The sequence below is a fragment of the Thalassoroseus pseudoceratinae genome (genome assembly GCF_011634775.1).
Taxonomy (GTDB): domain Bacteria; phylum Planctomycetota; class Planctomycetia; order Planctomycetales; family Planctomycetaceae; genus Thalassoroseus; species Thalassoroseus pseudoceratinae.
Genome location: NZ_JAALXT010000001.1, coordinates 422,180 through 441,407, shown reverse-complemented (window position 1 = coordinate 441,407; position 19,228 = coordinate 422,180). Strand labels below are relative to the sequence as shown.

The following is a 19,228-nucleotide window of genomic DNA, read 5'->3' as shown; positions in this document are numbered from 1 at the left end:
GACAGACAATGCGCCCGAAGATTGCCGCGTTTCCGAAGTGTTATCTCGACGACATCGCTGGTTCCAAGACGATGACCGTTTTCGAGTGGATCGAGATGGCCCGTGCGTTGGATGCCGATGGGCTGGAGATGTACGAGGGTTTTCTCCCGAGTTTGAATACCGAAGATGTGGATCGTGTAGGAACCGCGATTCGGGATGCCGGTTTTGAGATGCCGATGCTGTGCTGCTCGCCGGACTTCACGAACCCCGATGCTGACGCTCGAAAGAAGGCCGTCGAACATCAGGCTCGTATGATCGAGGTCTCGCGTCAACTCGGTGGCGTGGGAACGGTTTGCCGAGTGCTGAGTGGGCAACGCTATCCGGACGTGTCCCGCGAAGATGGTCTTCGCTGGGTTGTCGAGTCGATTGAGGAGATCCTGCCAATCGCCCGAGAACATGGGATCGTCTTGGGGTTGGAGAACCACTACAAGGACGGCTTTTGGAGCTACCCCGAATTCGCACAGAAGCAGGATGTCTTCCTGGAATTGTTGGCTGGGATTCCCGAACGGGAGTTTTTTGGAGTGCAGTACGATCCATCAAATGCAATTGTCGCCGGCGACGACCCTGTCGAGTTGCTGCGAAATGTGGCGGATCGCGTTGTCAGTATGCACGCCAGCGATCGGTATTTGACTGACGGGACCACGCTGGAAGAACTTCGTCAATCGGATGGTACTCTTGGGTACTCGCCCAATCTGTGTCACGGCGTGACTGGTCAGGGGCTTAACGACTACGACGCGATTTTTCAGATTCTGGCCGACCACGGTTATCAAGGATGGATCAGTATTGAAGACGGGATGAATGGGATGGATGAAATGGCGGAGTCCCTCGCGTTCCTCCGCCGGATGGTTGAGAAGTACTTCCCCGAAGAGTAATCGGGGTTATTTCGTCATCTCTTCAAACAGTCGTCGTTGCTCTCGCATAGCGGCGACTTTGTCTTTGGGATTCGTGCGGCATTCGAGCAGAATCCAACCCGAGTAGTTCGCCTTCTTCATTAATTGGAACAGTTCGTCATAGGGATATTCGCCGACGTTGAATTCACGGACGTGTGTTGTGCTGGCGAGACGATCTTTGACGAGATTGAAGTTGTGTTCCAACCCTTTCCCTTTGAGATCGACATCGTTGGAATTCCAGCAGACACCAACATTGGGATGGTCGGCGACTTCGAAAATGGCCTCCATCACAGGAAGCTCGCTAGTGCCGCGTCCATGAACTTCCACGCGAATTTCCTGACCATACTTTTGGCCGTAGGCCGCGACTTCATTCAGTGATTTTCCGATCTGCTCAATCGTCTCTTCGTGTGGCACGCCTTTCACGAATGCGTTCGGCTTGACCTTCACACCGCTACCACCGCAGTCGTGCATGAGCTGCACGTACTTCTTGGTGAGCTCAATGTTCTGCTGAAGTTTCTTCGGATCGTTCGAGTGATATTCCGCATTCGATCCATAGCCAACCAATTCGACGGAACTATCCGCGAATCGGCGACGAACGTCTTTTCGTTCGGCAGCATTGAGCGATGGTTCCACACCATGGGCATGTTGTGTCCGGACTTCGACGCCACCGAGTCCAGCTTCCTCACACGAGGAAATTAGTTCGGGAAGCTTCATATCTTTTCCCCAAAGATACGTCACTAAACCGAGCTTCATCTGACTAGCGGACTTCGATTCCGCAGCCGCGAGAGGGGCAACTCCAAGCCCTGTTATCGTGGCGGCAGTAGCGGTGGCGGCGAGGAACTCGCGTCGTGAAAGTGTGGGCATCGGGAACTCTCAGCAAAAATTGAAAATGGTGAATCTGAACGTCATCTGCTATCGAAAACAACGTAAACAATTCTTCCGCAGAATGTGAGTGAGTGGAGATAATTCGGTGGGAATGCCTTGGAGAAGTCTATTCGCTGTCAATGGCTCAATCCATCAACGATTGCTTGCGGATTGCCCCGGTTCGACGCAGAATGAGGACGTGATGCTGTGAGCCCCTTGGGAACCGCATGAGGACTTGATGATGAAGACGTTCTCCCAACCTCATTTTTTGTTCTTGCTGACGATGGGAATTCTGATCGGCGGCAACGGTTCGGCCGCGGAGTTTCCCCAGGTTCGTGGCGTTGCCTCTCAACCATTGGTGGCAGCGACGAAGCGGCTTGTCGAGGCATTGAAGTACGTCGGGGCACCGCTGTACGCAGCGGATCAAAAACGGCTCGAAGCTGCATATGTCAACAAGGACGCCACCGACGCGATTGTGCAAGTCCAAGCGGTTCTCGACCCGTATTGTGTGGCGGCAGTGGACATCAACGCGGAAAGCCGAGTCCATGTGATCGAAGGGCCGGCGAAAAAAGAACTCATCCAGCAAGGTTGGCGAACATTCCTTGTGAAAGTTCACAACCAAGCCGGAATCACGCCGAAGCTCGTGGTGGAAAGTCCGAATGCGAAGCCGGTCTACATGCGGGGGCGTGGTGCTCGGCAACGTCCGCAAACCGAGCAGACACTTGTACCGCCGGGTGAAGTTGAACAGCGTTGGCTCAGTGTCGGGATGTTCGACAAGCCACCGTTGAAACCCAAGTTGTCGGGCTTGGAGCTTGAGTATCGAATCGTTCAACTCTACAGCCGTGATGCCGGGCGGCGTGAAGCGGAGTTAGCGTTTCATGTCGGACAAGGCACGCAGGATCTTGGGTTTCGCAATGCCGTTCCCATTCTGTTTCACTGCGAGCCAGCAGTCGAAGTGGCATTGGAAGTTCGTGATTTCGACGGGTCTCCCACGACGGCCGCTTTCGTGATCCGCGACGAACACGGTCGTGTCTATCCGAATCCAGCCCGGCGGTTGGCACCGGATTTCTTTTTCCACAATCAGATCTACCGAGCGGATGGTGAGATTGTCACCCTGCCCGCTGGTGACTACACCGTGACGGTTTCTCGCGGTCCCGAGTATCACACACAAACGAGGAAGCTGACGATTCCTGAAGATGTTGCCAGTTACAAAACTCGATTCGATTTAACGCGTTGGACGCACGCCGCTGACCGTGGTTGGTGGTCTGGAGATCATCATGTGCACGCCGCCGGGTGTGCTCACTACGACAGCCCAACCGAAGGCGTCACTCCGGCTGACATGCTTCGGCATATTCTGGGCGAAGATTTGAATGTCGGTTGCGTTCTTTCCTGGGGGCCGTGTTGGTACACGCAGAAGCAGTATTTTGAAGGTCGCGTGTCGGCGTTGTCTCGGCCGGATTACTTGATGCGGTACGATGTGGAAGTCAGCGGGTTTCCGTCATCGCATGCAGGGCACTTGTGTTTGCTGCGGTTGTCAGAAGACGATTACCCCGGCACGAAAATGATCGAGCAATGGCCGAGTTGGACGCTGCCAGTGCTGCAATGGGGGCAAGAACAAGACGGTGTCGTTGGCTATTCCCACTCTGGTTGGGGCCTGCAATTGCCGGATGTCATGCCGGATGGCTCACGAAGTTTTGTCGATTATCGTCGTGTGCCGACCGGTTGGAACGGCACGGACGCAAAGACCCTGCCCGATTACGCCATGCCACGTTTTGACGGAATTGGTGCGAATGAATTCATCGTAACTGTCGCCCATGATGCATGCGATTTCATCTCCGCCGTGGATACGCCCGCGATCTGGGAGTTAAACATCTGGTATCACACGCTCAATTGCGGTTTCCGAACCAAGATCAGTGGGGAAACCGATTTTCCGTGTATCTACGGTGATAAAGTTGGACTGGGTCGGATTTACGTGAAACTGAAACCGGATGAAAAACTGACTTTCGATTCCTGGATTCAGGGGGTAAAGGAAGGTCGCAGTTATTGCGGGGATGGGTTGAGTCACGTCTACGATCTGCGTGCACAAGTCGCGGACGGTGACCAATCGGTGGCGCTTGGCGAAATGAGTTCCATGGGGAAGCGGAGTGAGTTAACGTTAGGCGAACCGGGACGAGTAACCGTCCAATGCGACGTGACCGCGATGCTCGATGACAATCCCACACCGGAAGTGAAATCCATTCGGGAACGGCGACTCGACGAAAAACCCTATTGGCATCTGGAACGCTGCCGGATTGGCGGGACTCGCAATGTTCCGGTTGAGTTGGTGGTCAATGGGAAGCCAGTGGCGACGAAGGAAATCCCGGCTGATGGTTCAGTTCAGGCGTTGACGTTCGATGTCGACATTAAGGAATCCAGTTGGCTTGCCGTGCGGATTCTCCCCAGTGTGCACACCAATCCGATTTGGGTGAGCGTGGACGACAAACCCGTCCGCTGTGATGCCCGCAGTGCGGAATGGTGCCGTAAGGCGGTCGACGTCTGTTGGAACTCCAAGCAAGGGCGAATTCGTCCTGAAGAACGCGACGCCGCGCAAACGGCGTACGATCACGCCCGGAAAATCTATGACCGAATCCACGCCGAAGCATCGGCTGAGTGAGTTCCAAGTGTCGCACGCCCGTCGTTCCGGGGAGCGTGCGACATCGTCTGGGGTAGCGTTACGCCGTGTAGCTTTTCATCAGCGAAAGGGCGTTTTTGCAGAGGTGTTCTTCGCTGGGGAACATCTTCCGCCAGATTTTCGTGGCGGCGGCGATTTCTGGCAGTGCGAGACCGAATGCTTCAACCATCAGCCAGCCATCGTACCCCGTTTCTTTCAGGGCGGCGAATGTGGTGTCGAAGTCAACGTGGCCTTCGCCCGGTGTGGAGCGGTCATTCTCGGAGATGTGAACGTGAACGGTTTGATCCGCACATTCCTTGATGGCTTCGGCTAAGTCTTTTTCTTCCAAGTTGGCGTGGAAGGTGTCGTACATCATTTTGAAGTTGGGGTGGTCAATTTCCCGGCAGAATCGAGCCGTGTCCGCTGCGCAGTTCAGGAAGTAACATTCGAAGCGGTTGAGGTATTCGCACGTCAGCATCACGCCGGCATCTTTGGCGTGATCGGCGGCTTGAGACATTGTTTCTTTGCCGTATTTCCACTCGTCTTCCGTACGGCCTTCGCCTGTGAAGTGGCCAATCGTGCTATGAATTGGTCCGCAAAGGTGGGTTGCACCGGCGATGGCGCACATATCGATGATGCGTTTGAGGTGGTCCAAACCGGCTTGGCGCCTTGCGGCATCACTCGAAATCGGGTTGGCATCCGTCGAGCCATGAACCGTCACTGCGGTCCGCTCAAGACCGAGTTCGTCCAGTTTGCTGGCGACGTCTTTGTACTGGCTTTCGTTCGGGCTGAAAATGGGCAGTTCCACGCCGTCAAATCCCCACTCCTTCAGTTGCTCCATTTGAGCATAATTGTCGGGGGTGACGTTGTCGGTCCACAGCAACAAGTTCATGCCGTACTTCATCGGTGCGCTTTCGTAGTTTTTCGTTGAGATGAAAAATGATTGATGGAAAACCGGGTTTTGTCGGTGTTCGGCTCAGTCTGACGCTGAACCGTCTGGGTTTCAAGCGACCCCGAGTGACGGCTGTTTTCAAGAAATATCCGAATCGAAGTGCGCAAAGTTGTTTGGGGGATGCATTCTCTCCGCAAAGCGATTGCGTAGTCGCTAGACTTGGTATGATAGGCAAATCACGACCGCGAATGTCGAAAACTTTCTGTCCAGGGACAAGGTTGCCCGATTCCGTTCCATTTTCGGTTATGCTTGAACTGCACCGACCAAACTGCCGGGACGTGACCTCGCATTGTGTCGGCGACCGATTCCAATGTGCCGGATTCGCAAGTTTCAACACCCTGGTTTCTGTTCACATCGCACGGATTTGGGTTTCCACCGATTCGGTCGCACGCCTGTTTCTCATGAAAAGGATCGTCAGATATGTTGTCTGTTCGAAGAATGGCCCGCTGGCTGACTTGTATCGCCGTTCTCGTTGCGTGTACCGGCGTTTGGGATGGGGATTCCGCCTCGGCGGCGAAACGAACCCGCTCGAAGAAGCGAGCAATTCTGCCCCGTTTGACATTTGACGCCGACGCCGAGCAATTTCAGTTGTTCGATGCGATGCAGGAAGGCAAAGTCGATGTCACTATGGTCCCCAAGGATTCCACTGGTGGCTACATCTTGATTGATAACATTTCCCAGAAGCCGGTTTCGGTGAAGTTGCCGAACGCTGTCGTCGGGGTTCACACGATGCAACAATTCGGTGGTGCCGGCGGGTTTGGTGGCGGCGGATTGGGCGGTGGATTGCAGGGCGGCGGATTCGGTGGAGCCGGTGGCGGTCTCGGTGGTGGTAACCAAGCCCAACCGGTTGGCGGCGGTTTCGGTCAAGGTGGTGGTGCAGGTATCGGCGGTGGTGCCGCTGGTGGATTCGGTGGTGGTGGACTTGGTGGGGCTGGTGCCGGTGGTGCCGGTTTCTTCTCGATCCCACCAGACAAAACCGCACGCATCCCTTACGGCTCGGTCTGCTTGGCTCACGGAGCGATGGAACCAAGTCCACGAATGACGTACCGCATCGTTCCCGTCGAATCTTTCACTAAAGACGAATCCCTCAAAGAATTGATCGGAATGGTCGCTGCAGGACGTGTCAACACCCGCGTTGCTCAGGCAGCCGCTTGGCATCTTTCGAGCAAAATGAGCTGGTCAGAGTTGGCTGCGAAGTCACACATTCCGGCGTTCGGACAACCACGACAACCCTATTTTCACCGAAGCGAATTGATGGCTGCGGTCGGGTTGGTCAAGCAGGCTGAAGCTCAAGCCAAAGAGAACGCGAAGAACAAGAAGCCGAGCGAGAAGGAAGACAATGATCGACGTCGGCAACGTGGACCATTAAAGATCGAAGCCGTCGAATAAAGCAGCATTCATTGCAGTCAAAAATAACGACCTCAAAGCGAGTCGAGAAATCGATTCGCTTTTTTTTCGTTTTCGGGCTTGTCGACTGTGGGGCTCGGTCTAGAACTGGGTGAACGTTTTGAACGTTTTTTTTAGCCGGCAGAAAGATGTTCATAACAAGAAGATCGAACCCTCCCCCGTAAGCGAAAGATGATTCCATGAGCCGAAAACACTTCGTACCCCAAGCAATTGCTGCCCTGACTCTCGCATTCTCCGCATTGACGCTCCACGCTGGCGAAACCTGCAACGCAGGCAAGCAAGCAGACATCGTCGACACAGCCGTTGCTGCCGGTCAGTTCAAGACTCTGGCAGCCGCACTGAAAGCCGCCGATTTGGTTGACGCGTTGAAAGGCGACGGCCCGTTCACCGTGTTTGCTCCCACCGATGCTGCCTTCGAGAAGCTTCCCGCCGGCACTGTCGAAACCCTCTTGAAGCCAGAGAACAAAGACAAACTGACGGCGATCCTGACCTATCACGTTGTCAAAGGCAAAGTGGATTCCGAAGCCGCTTTGGAAGCCGGAAAAGCGAAAACGCTCAACGGCAAAATGGTGCGAATTCGTGAAACGAAGAAAGGTGCACAGGTCAACAAAGCGAAGTTGGTGAAAACCGACATCATCGCGAGCAACGGCATCATCCATGTGATCGACACCGTCTTGCTACCACCGGAGAAAAAGGCCGCGAAGTAATCGCGATCGAATAAGCCAAAAAGAAAAGCCGATGCCACGTGAGAACGTGACGTCGGCTTTTTTCTTTTCACTGTCAGCCGTTCCACCGTACCGACTATTTCTCGATACGGAATAGATGCGTTTCCGTCCGGACGAAGAGTGCATCATCGACAACAGCGGGTGAAGCCATGAACCCGGCATTCATTTCGTTTCGTGCCAGTTCAACGTATTCCGTGCCAGGCTTCACGACAGTGGCGATTCCCTCTTGGCTCCAGAGATAAATGTTTCCATCGGCGAACAACGGGGAAGCCGAGTATTGACCACCCAATCGCTGCCGATAATGTTCCGCACCGGTTTTGGCATCGACACAGGTGAAGATTCCGGCATCGGAAAGTAGATAAAGTTCATCGCCAATCAGCAGCAGCGAAGGCTTCTTGGGGACTTGTCGACCAGAGGTCCAAACGACGTGCGATTCACTGACGTCACCTTTGCCGTCATACCGAACAGCCAGCAGTTTCGACTGCATGAAACTGGTGACAATATAAGCCATACCGTGACCAATCACGGGGCGTGGAACGGTCGAGAAACCCAGACCGCCGTAACTGATTCGCCAAATTTCCTCGCCGCTCGCCGGATCGTAGCCGTAGACCCAGTCGGCTCCGGGAGAGACCAGGATTGGTTTTCCATCGACGTCGACCACATGCGGAGTCGCGTAAGCTTTTTGAAACTCGGCACGATCGTTGAGTTTCCCCGAACGCGGAGTCTTCCAAACAATTTTTCCGGTTCGTTTATCAAGTGCGACAACGAACTGACGATCAATCCCGTCGTATTGAGCAATTAGCAAATCGTTCCACACGATCGGCGACGCACCAGGGCCGTTTTGGTGATCGACCGTCAGTGTCCGTTGTTCCCAAACTTTTTCGCCAGTCTTGGAATCCAGACATGCCGTGCCGTAGGTTCCAAAGTGGCAGAATAGTCGTTCGCCCTCTACGACTGGTGTTGGTGAAGCGTAGCTGTTCAGCGAATGGATCGGCTCCGGGTTTTCGATGTTGAAGACTTCCACATTCTGAAGGATCTTTCCGCTTTCCGCGTCGACGCAGATGGCTCGCAACGACAGGGAACCCACCAATTCCAAACCACGGGAGTTCTTGACCTTCGCCAACCGGGCTTTCTTCTCGGCTTCCGTCAACGTTTCAGCGACTGCGGTCGTGAGCCAAACTCGTCCATCGGCAATCACGGGCGAGGAGTGGCCGTCGCCCGGAATGGCTGTCTTCCAAGAGACGTTTTCAGATTCACTCCACTCCACCGGTAGATTCGTCGCGTCCCCATGGCCGTTCCCGTCTGGGCCACGAAATTGCGGCCAACTCTCCCCGGCCATCGCAAACGAATTCACTAAGCAAAGCGAACACAGCAAACTCGAACGAAAGAATCTCATCAATGCGTTACCTCGGAGGGGTGAGTGAGTGAACAAGGCCAGGCGAGTAATTTACCACGTCCACTCCGAAAGCAACAACCGATCGAATCGGAACAATCGATACGGCACTTGCAATCTGTTGAAACTGAACGGCAATGACGCGGGCGACGATTGCGGTCGATCAAGAAGGTATCGTCCTCGGCAGTTTCCTTTCGTTCCTCGTAGGTTCTGTCTCGAAGAGGCCTGGAGTCCATGGCTTCGACGAGTCCACCGCGAACATGAAAGATCGTATTGCGGTTCAGGAGTTTCGACGTGTGTGGAATCGTGGGTGTTGTTGCCAAGCCGGGGCGGTTGCCGAAGGTTTCCGATTCCACACTTCGGGCGATGAGCGACGCGATTGCTCATCGAGGACCGGATGGACAGGGAACTTTCCGACGAGCCGAAGTCGCGTTTGCTCACCGTCGATTGGCGATCCGCGACCCACAACACGGTCGGCAACCCTGGAACAGTCGCGACGGTCAATGTGTGCTGACCTACAACGGTGAAGTCTACAACGATCGGGAATTGCGGTCCGAATTAGAAACTCACGGGCATCGGTTTTCGACACGCTGCGATACCGAAGTTGTCATGGCAGCGTATCGTCAATGGGGCACTGACTGCGTTAACCGTCTGCATGGGATGTTCGCATTCGGACTCTATGATTTCGAACGTCAGCAACTGTTACTCGTGCGAGATCGGTTCGGAGTCAAGCCGCTTGTGTGGTGCGACGTGGATGATTGCGTTGCGTTTGCGAGCGAACCGGTCGCGTTGTTGGCTTGGTCGGAAGTTTCTCGCCAACCGGATTGGGCGGTGATTAGCCAGCACCTTTCCACATTCCGCAGCACTCTCGGCGATCGCACCGTTTACGCCAACATTCGACAACTTCCGCCCGCGCACTATTTGTTATCCATCGGTGACAAGATCCGAATCGTTCGGTACTGGTCCCACCCCGAACATGAATCCGCTTCCGACATCTCATCGTTCGAGTCGCATTTCGATCAGGCGGTGACTCGCCGTTTGGTGAGTGATGTGCCTGTGGGTTTGTTTCTGAGTGGTGGCGTTGACTCCAGCACCATCGGTACGAAAGCTCACGACTATCTCGATATCGGAACTCCAAGTTTCTGCGTGACCGGAGAACAACAAACGAGTGAAATGACGGACTCTCATTTCGCGAAGCGATGTGCTACTCATCTTCGGACCGACCACACAACGATCACGCTCGACGCCGAGACTTATTGGTCGCGTTGGCAAGAGATGATCCATCGTTTGCAGGTTCCGTTGTCGACGCCGAATGATGTCTTGATCTACGAGATGGCGAAGACGGCGAAACGATCGGTTAGTGTGGTGCTCGGTGGTGAGGGAGCCGACGAATTGCTTGGCGGTTATGCGGCGGTTCAATGGTCGGGACATGACTACGATCGCAGTCGTCAACTCGCGGAGAATCGGTTTGGCGGGTCTTCGGCCGCTCGACGTTTGGCGGAGGTCAGTCTGCAACGCACGTACGGACGCACGCGGTTTGAATCCGCGACCGATCACTTTTTGAGTTCCAACTGTTTGATTCCCACCGCTGTCAAACCGCACCTTGTCGCCCCCGAATTTTGGGAGGATGCTGAATACGATTCCCGATTGACGACCGAGTACCAAACCACGCTCGACGAACAACCAGATCAGGCGACGAGCAATCGCTACGCGCGGTTGTTGCACCGGATCAATCTGGAAGGATTGCTGGGGCGGCTAGATCAAACCACGATGTTGGCCGGGTTGGAAACGCGTGTTCCGTTTACCGATCACGAGTTTGTAGAGTATGCAAGCCGTCTCCCCGTGGAACACAAACTCCGTCTATCGTCCGCCGAGACGGCTCCGTTTTTGTCGGCCCCGGAATTGGCGGCACGGGGAGCGTTTGAATCCAAAGTCGCGTTGCGAGAATTTGCGCGACATCGGTTACCGATTGAACTCGCCGACCGTCCCAAAGCCAGCTTTCCGACACCAGTTGCGTATTGGATTGCCAACGACTGGCGAGAGCGAATTCAATTGCATCTGGCGACCAGTCGATTCATTCGGTCGGTCTTTAATCCGGCGGCGATTAGCGAACTTCGGGAGAACCCGGCCGCAGCGGGGATGTGGCTGTGGCCGATTCTCAACCTGAGTTTTTGGGGTGACGCGGTGCTGTTCTAACTAGGGCAACTCGCGAATTCGAAGGTTGCGGAACTGCACCGGCGAACCCTCGGACTCCAAACACAGAAAACCTTCCGCGGGTTGACACTCCGCCCCGCCCGAAACTTCCTCACCGTTCACCCACAATCGCACTTCACCGTTGATTGCGCGAACGTAATAGTGGTTCCATTCACCGACGCCTTTGCTCAGGTTCTTGGAAGGAAAACTCCGGGCACCGTTTGGAGCCACTGGCGGGAACGGTTTCATCTTGGATAAACCGACCGGAAACACATCGCCGTGGCAGGTGAACCAATCCGATTCCTTGCCAGTGCGTTTCTTGTACTGCTCCGCATAGCCCAGATCGAGGACTTGCACTTCGATTCCACCGCCGGGCAGCGTGCCTCGTTTCAAACCGTCGAAGACCTTGGGCGGAGCCCAGAGGAACACGCCCGAGTTGCCCGCGGATTTCATGTGTCGCCATTCAACGACCAATTCCAAGTTCCGGTATTCCTTCTTTGACCGCGTAACACCGACCGGGCGACCCGTGCAAAAAATAACGCCATCCTTTTCGCTCCAAGTTTCGGGATCGCAATTCGCGTTCTCGAAATCCTTGAGGGACAGTGTCTTCCAGCCCGGTCCCGTGGCGATCTTGAACCGATTCTCCGGAGCAGCTTCCTCTGCGCGAACGTCGGTGGCAACGATCGCCAATAGCATGAACAAACACGGGCTGAGTCGAGTCATCAGAGTTATCTCACCTTCAAAAGATCTTGAGTCAGAAGACCTTCATAGAGTGGAGTTCCCATCAGTGGAAGTCAATGGAACTGAATGTTCCCTGGGAATTCTGACACCCGCCCGACAACTCACAACAGGTTACTGGCCAACTCGGCGAGTGCCGAACGTTCGCCTTTTTCGAGCGTGATATGAGCATACAACGGCTGTCCGACCATCCGGTTGATGAGATAGGTCAATCCGTTGGAAAGCGAATCGAGATAGGGATGATCGATTTGTTGGACGTCCCCCGTCAGAACAATCTTCGTGCCTTCACCCGCTCGGGTGATAATTGTTTTTACTTCGTGCGGCGTGAGGTTCTGTGCTTCGTCGATGATGAAGTAAATCCGTTGCAGACTTCGGCCGCGGATGTAGGCCAACGGTGTGATTTCGAGCTTCTTCGATTCAAGCAACTCTGGAATTCGCTTCGCGTCTTCGGAATCACCGAGTTCATGACGGATCACGGTGAGGTTGTCGAACAGCGGTTGCATATACGGATCGAGTTTGGCAGACACATCCCCCGGCAGAAAGCCGATGTCTCGATTCGATAACGGCACGACCGGACGGGCGAGCAAAATCTGTCGGTAATCTTTTCGGCATTCCAAAGCGGCGGCGAGCGCGAGCAGCGTTTTTCCACAACCGGCCTTTCCCGCGAGCGTCACGAGTTTAACATCCGGGTCGGTCAACGCATTCAACGCGAATGACTGTTCCGCGTTTCTAGCTTTGATGCCGTAGGCCCGATTGGACGTCACTCGTGTGAACTGCAGGTCGGGTGAGCAATATCGAGCGAGCACACTTTTGGAGTGATTTCGCAGAATAAAATTCTCATTCGCCACGGGGTTGATAACTTGAGTCAAATCAGTTGCAGAGACGCGCCCGTCGAGCTGGTAGAACGCATCGACCAACCCCGCCGGCATATCGTTCACGGTGCGTTTGCCGGTGTAGAGTTTGTCGAAACTTTCGATCTTGTCCGTCTCGTAGTCCTGAGCGACCAAGCCGAGTGCCTTGGCCTTCATGCGAAGATTCGTGTCCTTCGAGACCATCACCGTGCGACGAGGATGCTCTTGTTGAGCAACCATTAGTCCGGTATTCAGAATGCGATGGTCCGGACTGTCTTGCAGAAAAGCACGCTGGACTTCGTCGGTCAATTTGCTGCCGAACACAACCCGAATTCGCCCGAGCCCTTCGCCTAAAGATGCCCCACGTTTGGAAAGCACATCTCCGCTGAGTGCATCGAGTTTCCTCAGCGATTCCCGCGCGTGGAAGTTGATATCCTCATTGCCTTTCTTGAATCGATCCAGCTCTTCCAAGACTGTGATCGGAATGGCAATGTCGTGTTCCTCGAAATTGAAAATGCAACTTGAGTCGTGGAGCAACACGTTGGTGTCCAGAACGAAAACCTTGCGTGTCAATTCCGGATCCGAATCCATATGAGTTTGCTCCGCGAGAACTCTGCGGGTGAGATTATCGTTGAAGACGAGCGTAGTTTTCCCAATGAGTTGAGGTCAAGCGTTGATGGGCATCAGGCAGAAGTTCACTGACTATTCGTTCGCATTGATCGAGAACCGTTGATGAGTTGGGGTTTTCATCGACCGTATTTTCCCTGCTGGGCAATTTGTCAATATGGGGAAAAATCCGAATCGCCGTTGCCGAAATCCTCATGCAAAGGTATAAGTAATTGGGTCATGTCGATGGGAGGCGATCGTAAAGTACCTTCACCACCCATTGCCGCAGTTTAACTGCTTCCACAAGTTGGACTGCTACGACGGCAGTCCATGCAGTTTTCCGTGAAGAAAAAACGGGAATGGGGCATGAGCGCTCGAGAACTCTCACTGACACCGGGTCAACCGGCAGCCGTAGAAAGTCTGTACGACGAGGCTTTGCAAGAAGCACTTCGCCACAAATGGATCGAAAGCCAGAAACGTGGCTGCGATCTCGGCGAAAATGCAATCGACGAATGGTACGACCGTTACTGGTCTGCCTATTGCCGCTTCAAGCGAATCGAACATCTCGAAGGCCTTCGTTGTTGGCGGGAATTCGGCTCGGAAGACTTCGGAAATCTGTACACTCTGATTGTTCAGGGTGATCTGTTGGCTGATCGAATTCTTGACCGATACTTCGCCGGTCATGAGAATTTGGACATCATCAACTGGGCCATCGACTGGGGGCTGCCGTTGAATGATGTCGTCGGTGTTCTGGTTCAGCTTGATATGAACCGGGCCCGTTTGGATCGCAGTTGAGTGTCATCAGTTGTTGTTGTGCCGAACGGAAATTCAGGTCGATGCCCGAACATCCCTCCGACACCACGCTGGTCCTCGCAAGTCGTAACCCGAAGAAGAGTCGGGAAATCTCTGCCCTGCTTGCACCGTACGGACTGAAAGTCGTCGGAGTCGATCAATTCGCGAACGTCCCGGAAGTGGACGAAGACCGAGATTCATTTATCGGCAATGCTCAGAAGAAAGCCGCCGAAGTTGCCCAGGTGGTGCGTCGGTGGACCATCGCTGAAGATAGTGGACTCTGTGTCGATGCCCTCAACGGTGCACCGGGTGTATACTCGGCCCGATATGCTCACGAGGATCGACCGGACGGTGAGTCTGTCGATCGGCAAACTCAGGATTCGCTCAACAATGCGAAACTGATTCGTGAGCTTTCAGACATTCCCCGAGACCGGCGGACAGCAAAATACATCTGTCACGTATCGGTGGCCGATCCTGAGGGTGTCGTTCGGTTGGATGTCGAGTGTGCGTGTCGCGGAATGATCATCGACGAGCCGCGTGGGGAGAACGGTTTCGGTTACGATCCGTATTTCTCGATTCCCGAATATCATCGGACTTTCGGTGAGCTGAGTGGGCTGGTCAAGAATTGTCTCTCACACCGATCCCGTGCCATGCAACGACTGATTCCCCAATTGGTCGCTCTGTTGGCCGGCGAACGTCGATAATTCCGCTTCGCTCCATCGCGCACGGCGATCAGCGGATTCGCCGCGATACTTTGGGAACCCTGCTTGAACCCAGAGTGTCTACCTAATCTTCTGCATGGATCTCTAGAGTTGTGAAAAGTTTTTTTAAATTGTTGTTGCATACTGTGCTATCGTGGTAGTACAGTGGCTGGCATGATGTTTCTACGCATTGATCCGCAAAACGGCTTGCCGATCTTCGAACAGATTGCTCGGCAATTGAAATTCGCAATTGCATCCGGAGTGTTGCCGGAACCGGGGCGCGTGCCGTCGATTCGTGAACTCGCGAAACGAACGGCCGTCAATCCGAACACGGTTGCCCGAGCCTACCGCGAGTTGCAAGCCGAAGGTGTGCTGGGGGCGATGCGAGGGGAAGGCTTGTTCGTGACGGAACAAGCTCAAGCCTACTGCCAAGCAGACCGTCGTCGATTGATCGGCGAACGGGTTCGCCAATCGCTCCGTGAAGCCGTCGAGAGTGGACTGAGCACCGATGAACTTCGCCAATTAATCGACGAGGAATTTCACGCTGCTCAGGCAGATGCGCGCGATTCCGCCACGTCGTCGGAAGGAGAGACCGCATGACTGCCACATTTCGTTTTGATGAGGTGACGAAGACTTACGGTTCGCAAATCGCATTGGATCGTTTTTCGCTCACTGGGCATGAAGGTGAGGTTGTCGCATTGCTGGGCGAGAACGGAGCCGGCAAAACCACGGCTATCAAAATTCTACTCGGGTTGATCTCGCCAGACCGCGGACGGTCATCCGTGTTGAACATGAACAGCAAGCTTCATGGTCAGGAGATTCGTCGTCGAGTCGGATACGTGCCGGACCAACCAGCTCTGTATGACTGGATGACCGTCATGGAGATTGGTTGGTTCACCTCGGGATTGTACGCCCCTGGATTTTTCGATGCCTATTCCTCATTGGTGAAGCAATATCAATTGCCGGAGGATCGGCCGATCAAACAGCTCTCGAAGGGAATGCGGGCCAAAGTTTCATTGGCGTTGTCACTGGCTCACGAACCAGAGGTGTTGGTCTTGGACGAGCCAACATCCGGATTGGATGCCGTTGTCCGCCGGGAGTTTCTGGAAAGCATGGTCGATGTCGCCGCCACCGGACGCACCGTGTTCTTGTGCAGCCATCAGATTGCCGAGGTCGAGCGAGTCGCCGACACGGTTGCCGTTCTGCGGGGCGGTCACTTGGTGCTGTCGGAAGAGTTAGCAAAACTGAAGTCGGAAACATGGATGCTCACGGCAGCAACCACCGTCGAAGTCCCCGTGCGTTGGCCGATCGATCTCAAAATTCTGAGCGCTCGGCACGAAGGTCATCATCGGGAATGGTTAGTGCGGGGTGACCGAAAACACATTGATCTGTTTCGCGAGCAGAATCCACATTTTACGAGCTTGCAGACTGACTCACCGAACCTGGAGGAAATCTTCGTTCGCGTCATGCAACCGAAACCGCAGAATGGCCAAACCCGATCCGATGATTGGGCCGACCCCGCGACTTGGGAACGCAAAACGGAGGAGGCCACTTCATGAACGAGTCCGCATTAGCGATTCGATTGCTGTGGAAAGAACTTCGCACGCAAACATCGTTCTTCGTTTCGGTGACGGTTTCAAGCGCGGCCTTTCTGGTCTTGTTCAAGGTGCTGTCGACTCGGACCGAAACCAGTGACTGGGCGATGATCGTCATCGCGATGACAATGCCCTGTCTCTACGCACTCGGTGCCGCTGGGACCGCATTCGCTGGGGAACGGGAAGAAGGGACCGACAAATTCTTACGGTTGCGTGGCGTTCCGCATCTACCAGTGTGGACGAGCAAATTTCTGTTCCTACTTGTCAGTATGTTATTGATGAGCGGTTTGCTGTGGGCCATCGCGGGGGCCTTGGGAACGAACACGGTCGCGGAGACGTTCTACCGATACTTATTGCGCGGAGTTTGTCTTTCGATCCAATTGCTTGCTTGGGGCATATTGGCGTCAATGTTAGCCAGCACAGCACTCACGGCTGTTGTCCTCGGAGTTTCAGCGACGTTTGCGACTTGGACATTCCTCACGATTGTGTCGCCGGAAGTGTTCTCGCCGATTCACTATTTCCTCACGATTGGGCTGGTTGCCATCGACATCGTAATGGTCGATGTTTGGCTACGAACCGAACCCGGTCGGGTTTCGGGTTGGTGGCGACAAGTGGAGGCGTCACGACCGAAGGTCGACCGTCGTCGCAAATGGCGATGGCGAACGACCGAGGTGGCCAACCCAGCACGACGGATTTGGCAACGGCTTTGCTGGCATGAGCGTCAGGAATCTCGTTTCTTGTTTGTCGCCGTTGGATTTCAATTTTGCCTCTCGCTGCTGGCTTTGATTGGCCCGCGTGATCTATTCGAGTTTTGCACCGTCGTCATGATGTTTCTGCTCATCTACACGCCGTTCCATTCAGGATTGAAAGTTTTCCAGGCAGAACAGCGACAAGCACGGTTTCGTTTCTTCAATGATCGCGGTGTTTCCGCCGGCTGGATCTGGATCAGTAAACAGTATGTCTGGATGACAAGAACGCTGATCGCAACCGCCCTGCTCTACGGTGCGGTTTATATTGTCATGACGTCACGAAGCCAGACCGAGGGGGGGCCCGAATCGTTGATCACTGGCGGATATCTGCCGGGCGGGATAGTCATTTGGACGCTGCTTGCTTATGGGATCGGGCAATTGTGTTCGCTGTTGTTCTCGCGAGGTGTGGTGGCATGGTTCATGGCTTTGGTGTTCGCCGCGACGGCGGCATTCATCTGGCAGGAAGTCGCGTTTCTTCATGGTTCCATGATGTTCGTAGCCGCGATTTGGTTGGCGACGCTCATCATTAGCTACGTCCGAACCGGCGACTGGCTTTCGGAACAGACCGGGCGTGTCGCACGACTAAGACTCACTGGTGCGGTCGTCATTCCGTTTGGTGTGCTTGCAACTATCTGGGCGATTTCGCGTGTGCAAACCATTCCCGCGATCGCGACACAACCACTCCAGGCGGGATGGTTCCCTGTGCAGAATTCAACGAATCGGGCGATTGATGACACGCTCCGAACCGCTCAAGACGATCTTCTCCAGCATGAAAATTTTCGCGATTTTCAACACGTGCACGCCATCGACGGTCTGCCACCGACATGGGCCAGTCTCACTTGGGAACAGCAGAGTTTTGTCACTGATAATCAATCTGTTATCAAGAAGCTCATAACCGCTCTGGATGAGTCGTCTTCCTCGTTGGCTCCGTCAACTCGGTTCGAGACTGCCACGGTATCCGAAGTCAATTTGCGAGTGATCCGAACACTACTGTGTTGCGATGCTCGTCGTCTTGAAGCCGACCGCGAATTGAATACCGCCTTCGATCGGTACCTGACGGTCTTGAAAATTGCGCGGCTTCGAGCGAGAGGCCAAACATGGAGGCAATGGCGAGAAAGCAACTTGCGTCAGACTCATCTGCTTCGCTGGCTGCCGGGGTGGGTGATGGCGGCGGGGCAACGCTCTACCCGTGTTCGGCAAGCACTCGTCCGGCTGGTCGAAGAGTGGAACAAGTTTCCGACTGCGGCACTCGCATTGAACAACACCGTCCGCGTGCAATGGCATGAGTTGTCGGCATGGACGGCCCTGCGAAATTGGCCAATCGCCAAAGTGCCGTCCCGTTACGACGGTTCAAGGTTCCTAGGTGATATCCGCGGGAAGGTTTACTTGCAGATGCCGTTCGAACAAGCACGTGCCGAGCGAATTCTGCTTTGCCGATATGCAAGACTGTTCGACCGATTGACTCACGAATCACATTGGAGAGCCTATGGTACCAATGCAACTGGCTCTTTAATTTCGTTGCAAGCTGACTCGTCAGAAATGGCCGACGTGAGTTCCCAGACCATCGAAGCCTGGCTGGCGTCTTCCCCGATGGCTGACGATTTTCCCGTCCCGGGCAGCGAGGATATTCTTCGTCAGGTGACCGATCGAGAAATGGCTTTTCGCATGGCAATCATTGGATGTTGGCTAACAGATGCGGCACGCGAAACTGGTGACTATCCCCGAACCCTTGTCGAAGTCGCCGAGCAATTGCCGCCGGATTTGACACCGGGAGACCCCTGGTACTGGGACGACTTTCTCTATTTCCCGGACGGCATGCAGCAAGCTTCCTTGATGCGGAACAATCGACTCTGGGTCGATTACAGCGATCCTCCCCTGATCGCCGGTCGGGGATTCAAACTCCCGATGTCCGGACAATCAGATCAAGTCGGCTCTATAACTTCTTCTGGGATGCAAGAGGTCGAGGGAGTCGGTGTAACGGTTGTTGTTCCGTTGTGGCCAGACAACGAAGCACCCGGCGCAATCGCGTTGCCGCCGCTGGCAGACCACGCCAATTCCTTCTAGAATCGGAGTTCAAACCGAC

The 19,228-nt window shown here is 54.5% G+C and carries 15 protein-coding genes; 10 read left to right on the top strand and 5 right to left on the bottom strand.

From position 1 onward, the window contains the following. The first annotated feature begins 8 nt into the window (after positions 1-8). Positions 9-911 carry a sugar phosphate isomerase/epimerase family protein gene (locus G6R38_RS01550; protein WP_166819930.1) on the top strand — a complete coding sequence of 301 codons (903 nt, stop codon included), beginning with the start codon at positions 9-11 and terminating at the stop codon, positions 909-911. Between the two features lie 6 nt (positions 912-917). On the opposite strand, the gene G6R38_RS01545 is transcribed toward G6R38_RS01550, so the two are convergent. After that, positions 918-1,793, bottom strand: a complete 876-nt coding sequence (locus tag G6R38_RS01545; protein ID WP_166819929.1) for a sugar phosphate isomerase/epimerase family protein — start codon at positions 1,791-1,793, stop codon at positions 918-920. 238 nt (positions 1,794-2,031) lie between these two features. Between G6R38_RS01545 and G6R38_RS01540 the strand changes: the two genes are divergently transcribed. After that, entirely contained in the window at positions 2,032-4,446 is a 2,415-nt protein-coding gene (locus tag G6R38_RS01540) for a CehA/McbA family metallohydrolase (protein WP_240928023.1), read from the top strand. Between the two features lie 58 nt (positions 4,447-4,504). Here G6R38_RS01540 and G6R38_RS01535 read toward each other — a convergent pair whose 3' ends face one another. Then, a complete protein-coding gene (locus G6R38_RS01535; RefSeq protein ID WP_166819928.1) occupies positions 4,505-5,347 on the bottom strand; it encodes a sugar phosphate isomerase/epimerase family protein in 843 nt (280 codons plus the stop codon). Between the two features lie 468 nt (positions 5,348-5,815). On the opposite strand from G6R38_RS01535, the gene G6R38_RS27780 reads away from it, so the two are divergent. Beyond that, entirely contained in the window at positions 5,816-6,784 is a 969-nt protein-coding gene (locus G6R38_RS27780; RefSeq protein WP_206028424.1) for a hypothetical protein, read from the top strand. Positions 6,785-6,981: 197 nt separating this feature from the next. Then, on the top strand, positions 6,982-7,509 hold the full coding sequence (locus G6R38_RS01525; protein WP_166819927.1) for a fasciclin domain-containing protein: 528 nt from the start codon (positions 6,982-6,984) through the stop codon (positions 7,507-7,509). 94 nt (positions 7,510-7,603) lie between these two features. On the opposite strand, the gene G6R38_RS01520 is transcribed toward G6R38_RS01525, so the two are convergent. Beyond that, positions 7,604-8,923 carry an outer membrane protein assembly factor BamB family protein gene (locus tag G6R38_RS01520; RefSeq protein ID WP_166819926.1) on the bottom strand — a complete coding sequence of 440 codons (1,320 nt, stop codon included), beginning with the start codon at positions 8,921-8,923 and terminating at the stop codon, positions 7,604-7,606. A 291-nt stretch (positions 8,924-9,214) separates the two neighbouring features. On the opposite strand from G6R38_RS01520, the gene asnB reads away from it, so the two are divergent. After that, positions 9,215-11,116 carry an asparagine synthase (glutamine-hydrolyzing) gene (gene asnB, locus G6R38_RS01515; RefSeq protein WP_166819925.1) on the top strand — a complete coding sequence of 634 codons (1,902 nt, stop codon included), beginning with the start codon at positions 9,215-9,217 and terminating at the stop codon, positions 11,114-11,116. Here asnB and G6R38_RS01510 read toward each other — a convergent pair whose 3' ends face one another. Together G6R38_RS01510 and G6R38_RS01505 are read right to left on the bottom strand one after the other, a co-directional pair. Then, positions 11,117-11,836 (bottom strand): 3-keto-disaccharide hydrolase, encoded by a 720-nt coding sequence (locus G6R38_RS01510; protein WP_166819924.1) that lies wholly within the window; start codon positions 11,834-11,836, stop codon positions 11,117-11,119. It lies immediately after the preceding gene. Between the two features lie 119 nt (positions 11,837-11,955). After that, the gene (locus G6R38_RS01505) at positions 11,956-13,293 is read right to left on the bottom strand and encodes a PhoH family protein (RefSeq protein ID WP_166819923.1); all 1,338 of its coding nucleotides are present in this window, start codon (positions 13,291-13,293) and stop codon (positions 11,956-11,958) included. Between the two features lie 345 nt (positions 13,294-13,638). Here G6R38_RS01505 and G6R38_RS01500 point away from each other — a divergent pair, with 345 nt between their 5' ends. From G6R38_RS01500 to G6R38_RS01480, 5 genes are all read left to right on the top strand, one after another. Continuing rightward, positions 13,639-14,103, top strand: coding sequence for a hypothetical protein (locus G6R38_RS01500; protein WP_166819646.1), 465 nt, complete (start codon positions 13,639-13,641; stop codon positions 14,101-14,103). Positions 14,104-14,144: 41 nt separating this feature from the next. Beyond that, positions 14,145-14,804, top strand: coding sequence for an RdgB/HAM1 family non-canonical purine NTP pyrophosphatase (gene rdgB, locus G6R38_RS01495; RefSeq protein WP_166819922.1), 660 nt, complete (start codon positions 14,145-14,147; stop codon positions 14,802-14,804). A 171-nt stretch (positions 14,805-14,975) separates the two neighbouring features. After that, entirely contained in the window at positions 14,976-15,401 is a 426-nt protein-coding gene (locus tag G6R38_RS01490) for a GntR family transcriptional regulator (protein ID WP_240928022.1), read from the top strand. After that, entirely contained in the window at positions 15,398-16,360 is a 963-nt protein-coding gene (locus G6R38_RS01485) for an ABC transporter ATP-binding protein (RefSeq protein WP_166819921.1), read from the top strand. The genes G6R38_RS01490 and G6R38_RS01485 overlap by 4 nt, the downstream gene beginning before the upstream one ends. Further along, positions 16,357-19,209: an ABC transporter permease gene (locus G6R38_RS01480; RefSeq protein ID WP_166819920.1), complete on the top strand. Its 2,853-nt coding sequence runs from the start codon at positions 16,357-16,359 to the stop codon at positions 19,207-19,209. Before G6R38_RS01485 ends, G6R38_RS01480 begins: the two co-directional genes overlap by 4 nt. The last annotated feature ends 19 nt before the right edge of the window (positions 19,210-19,228 follow it).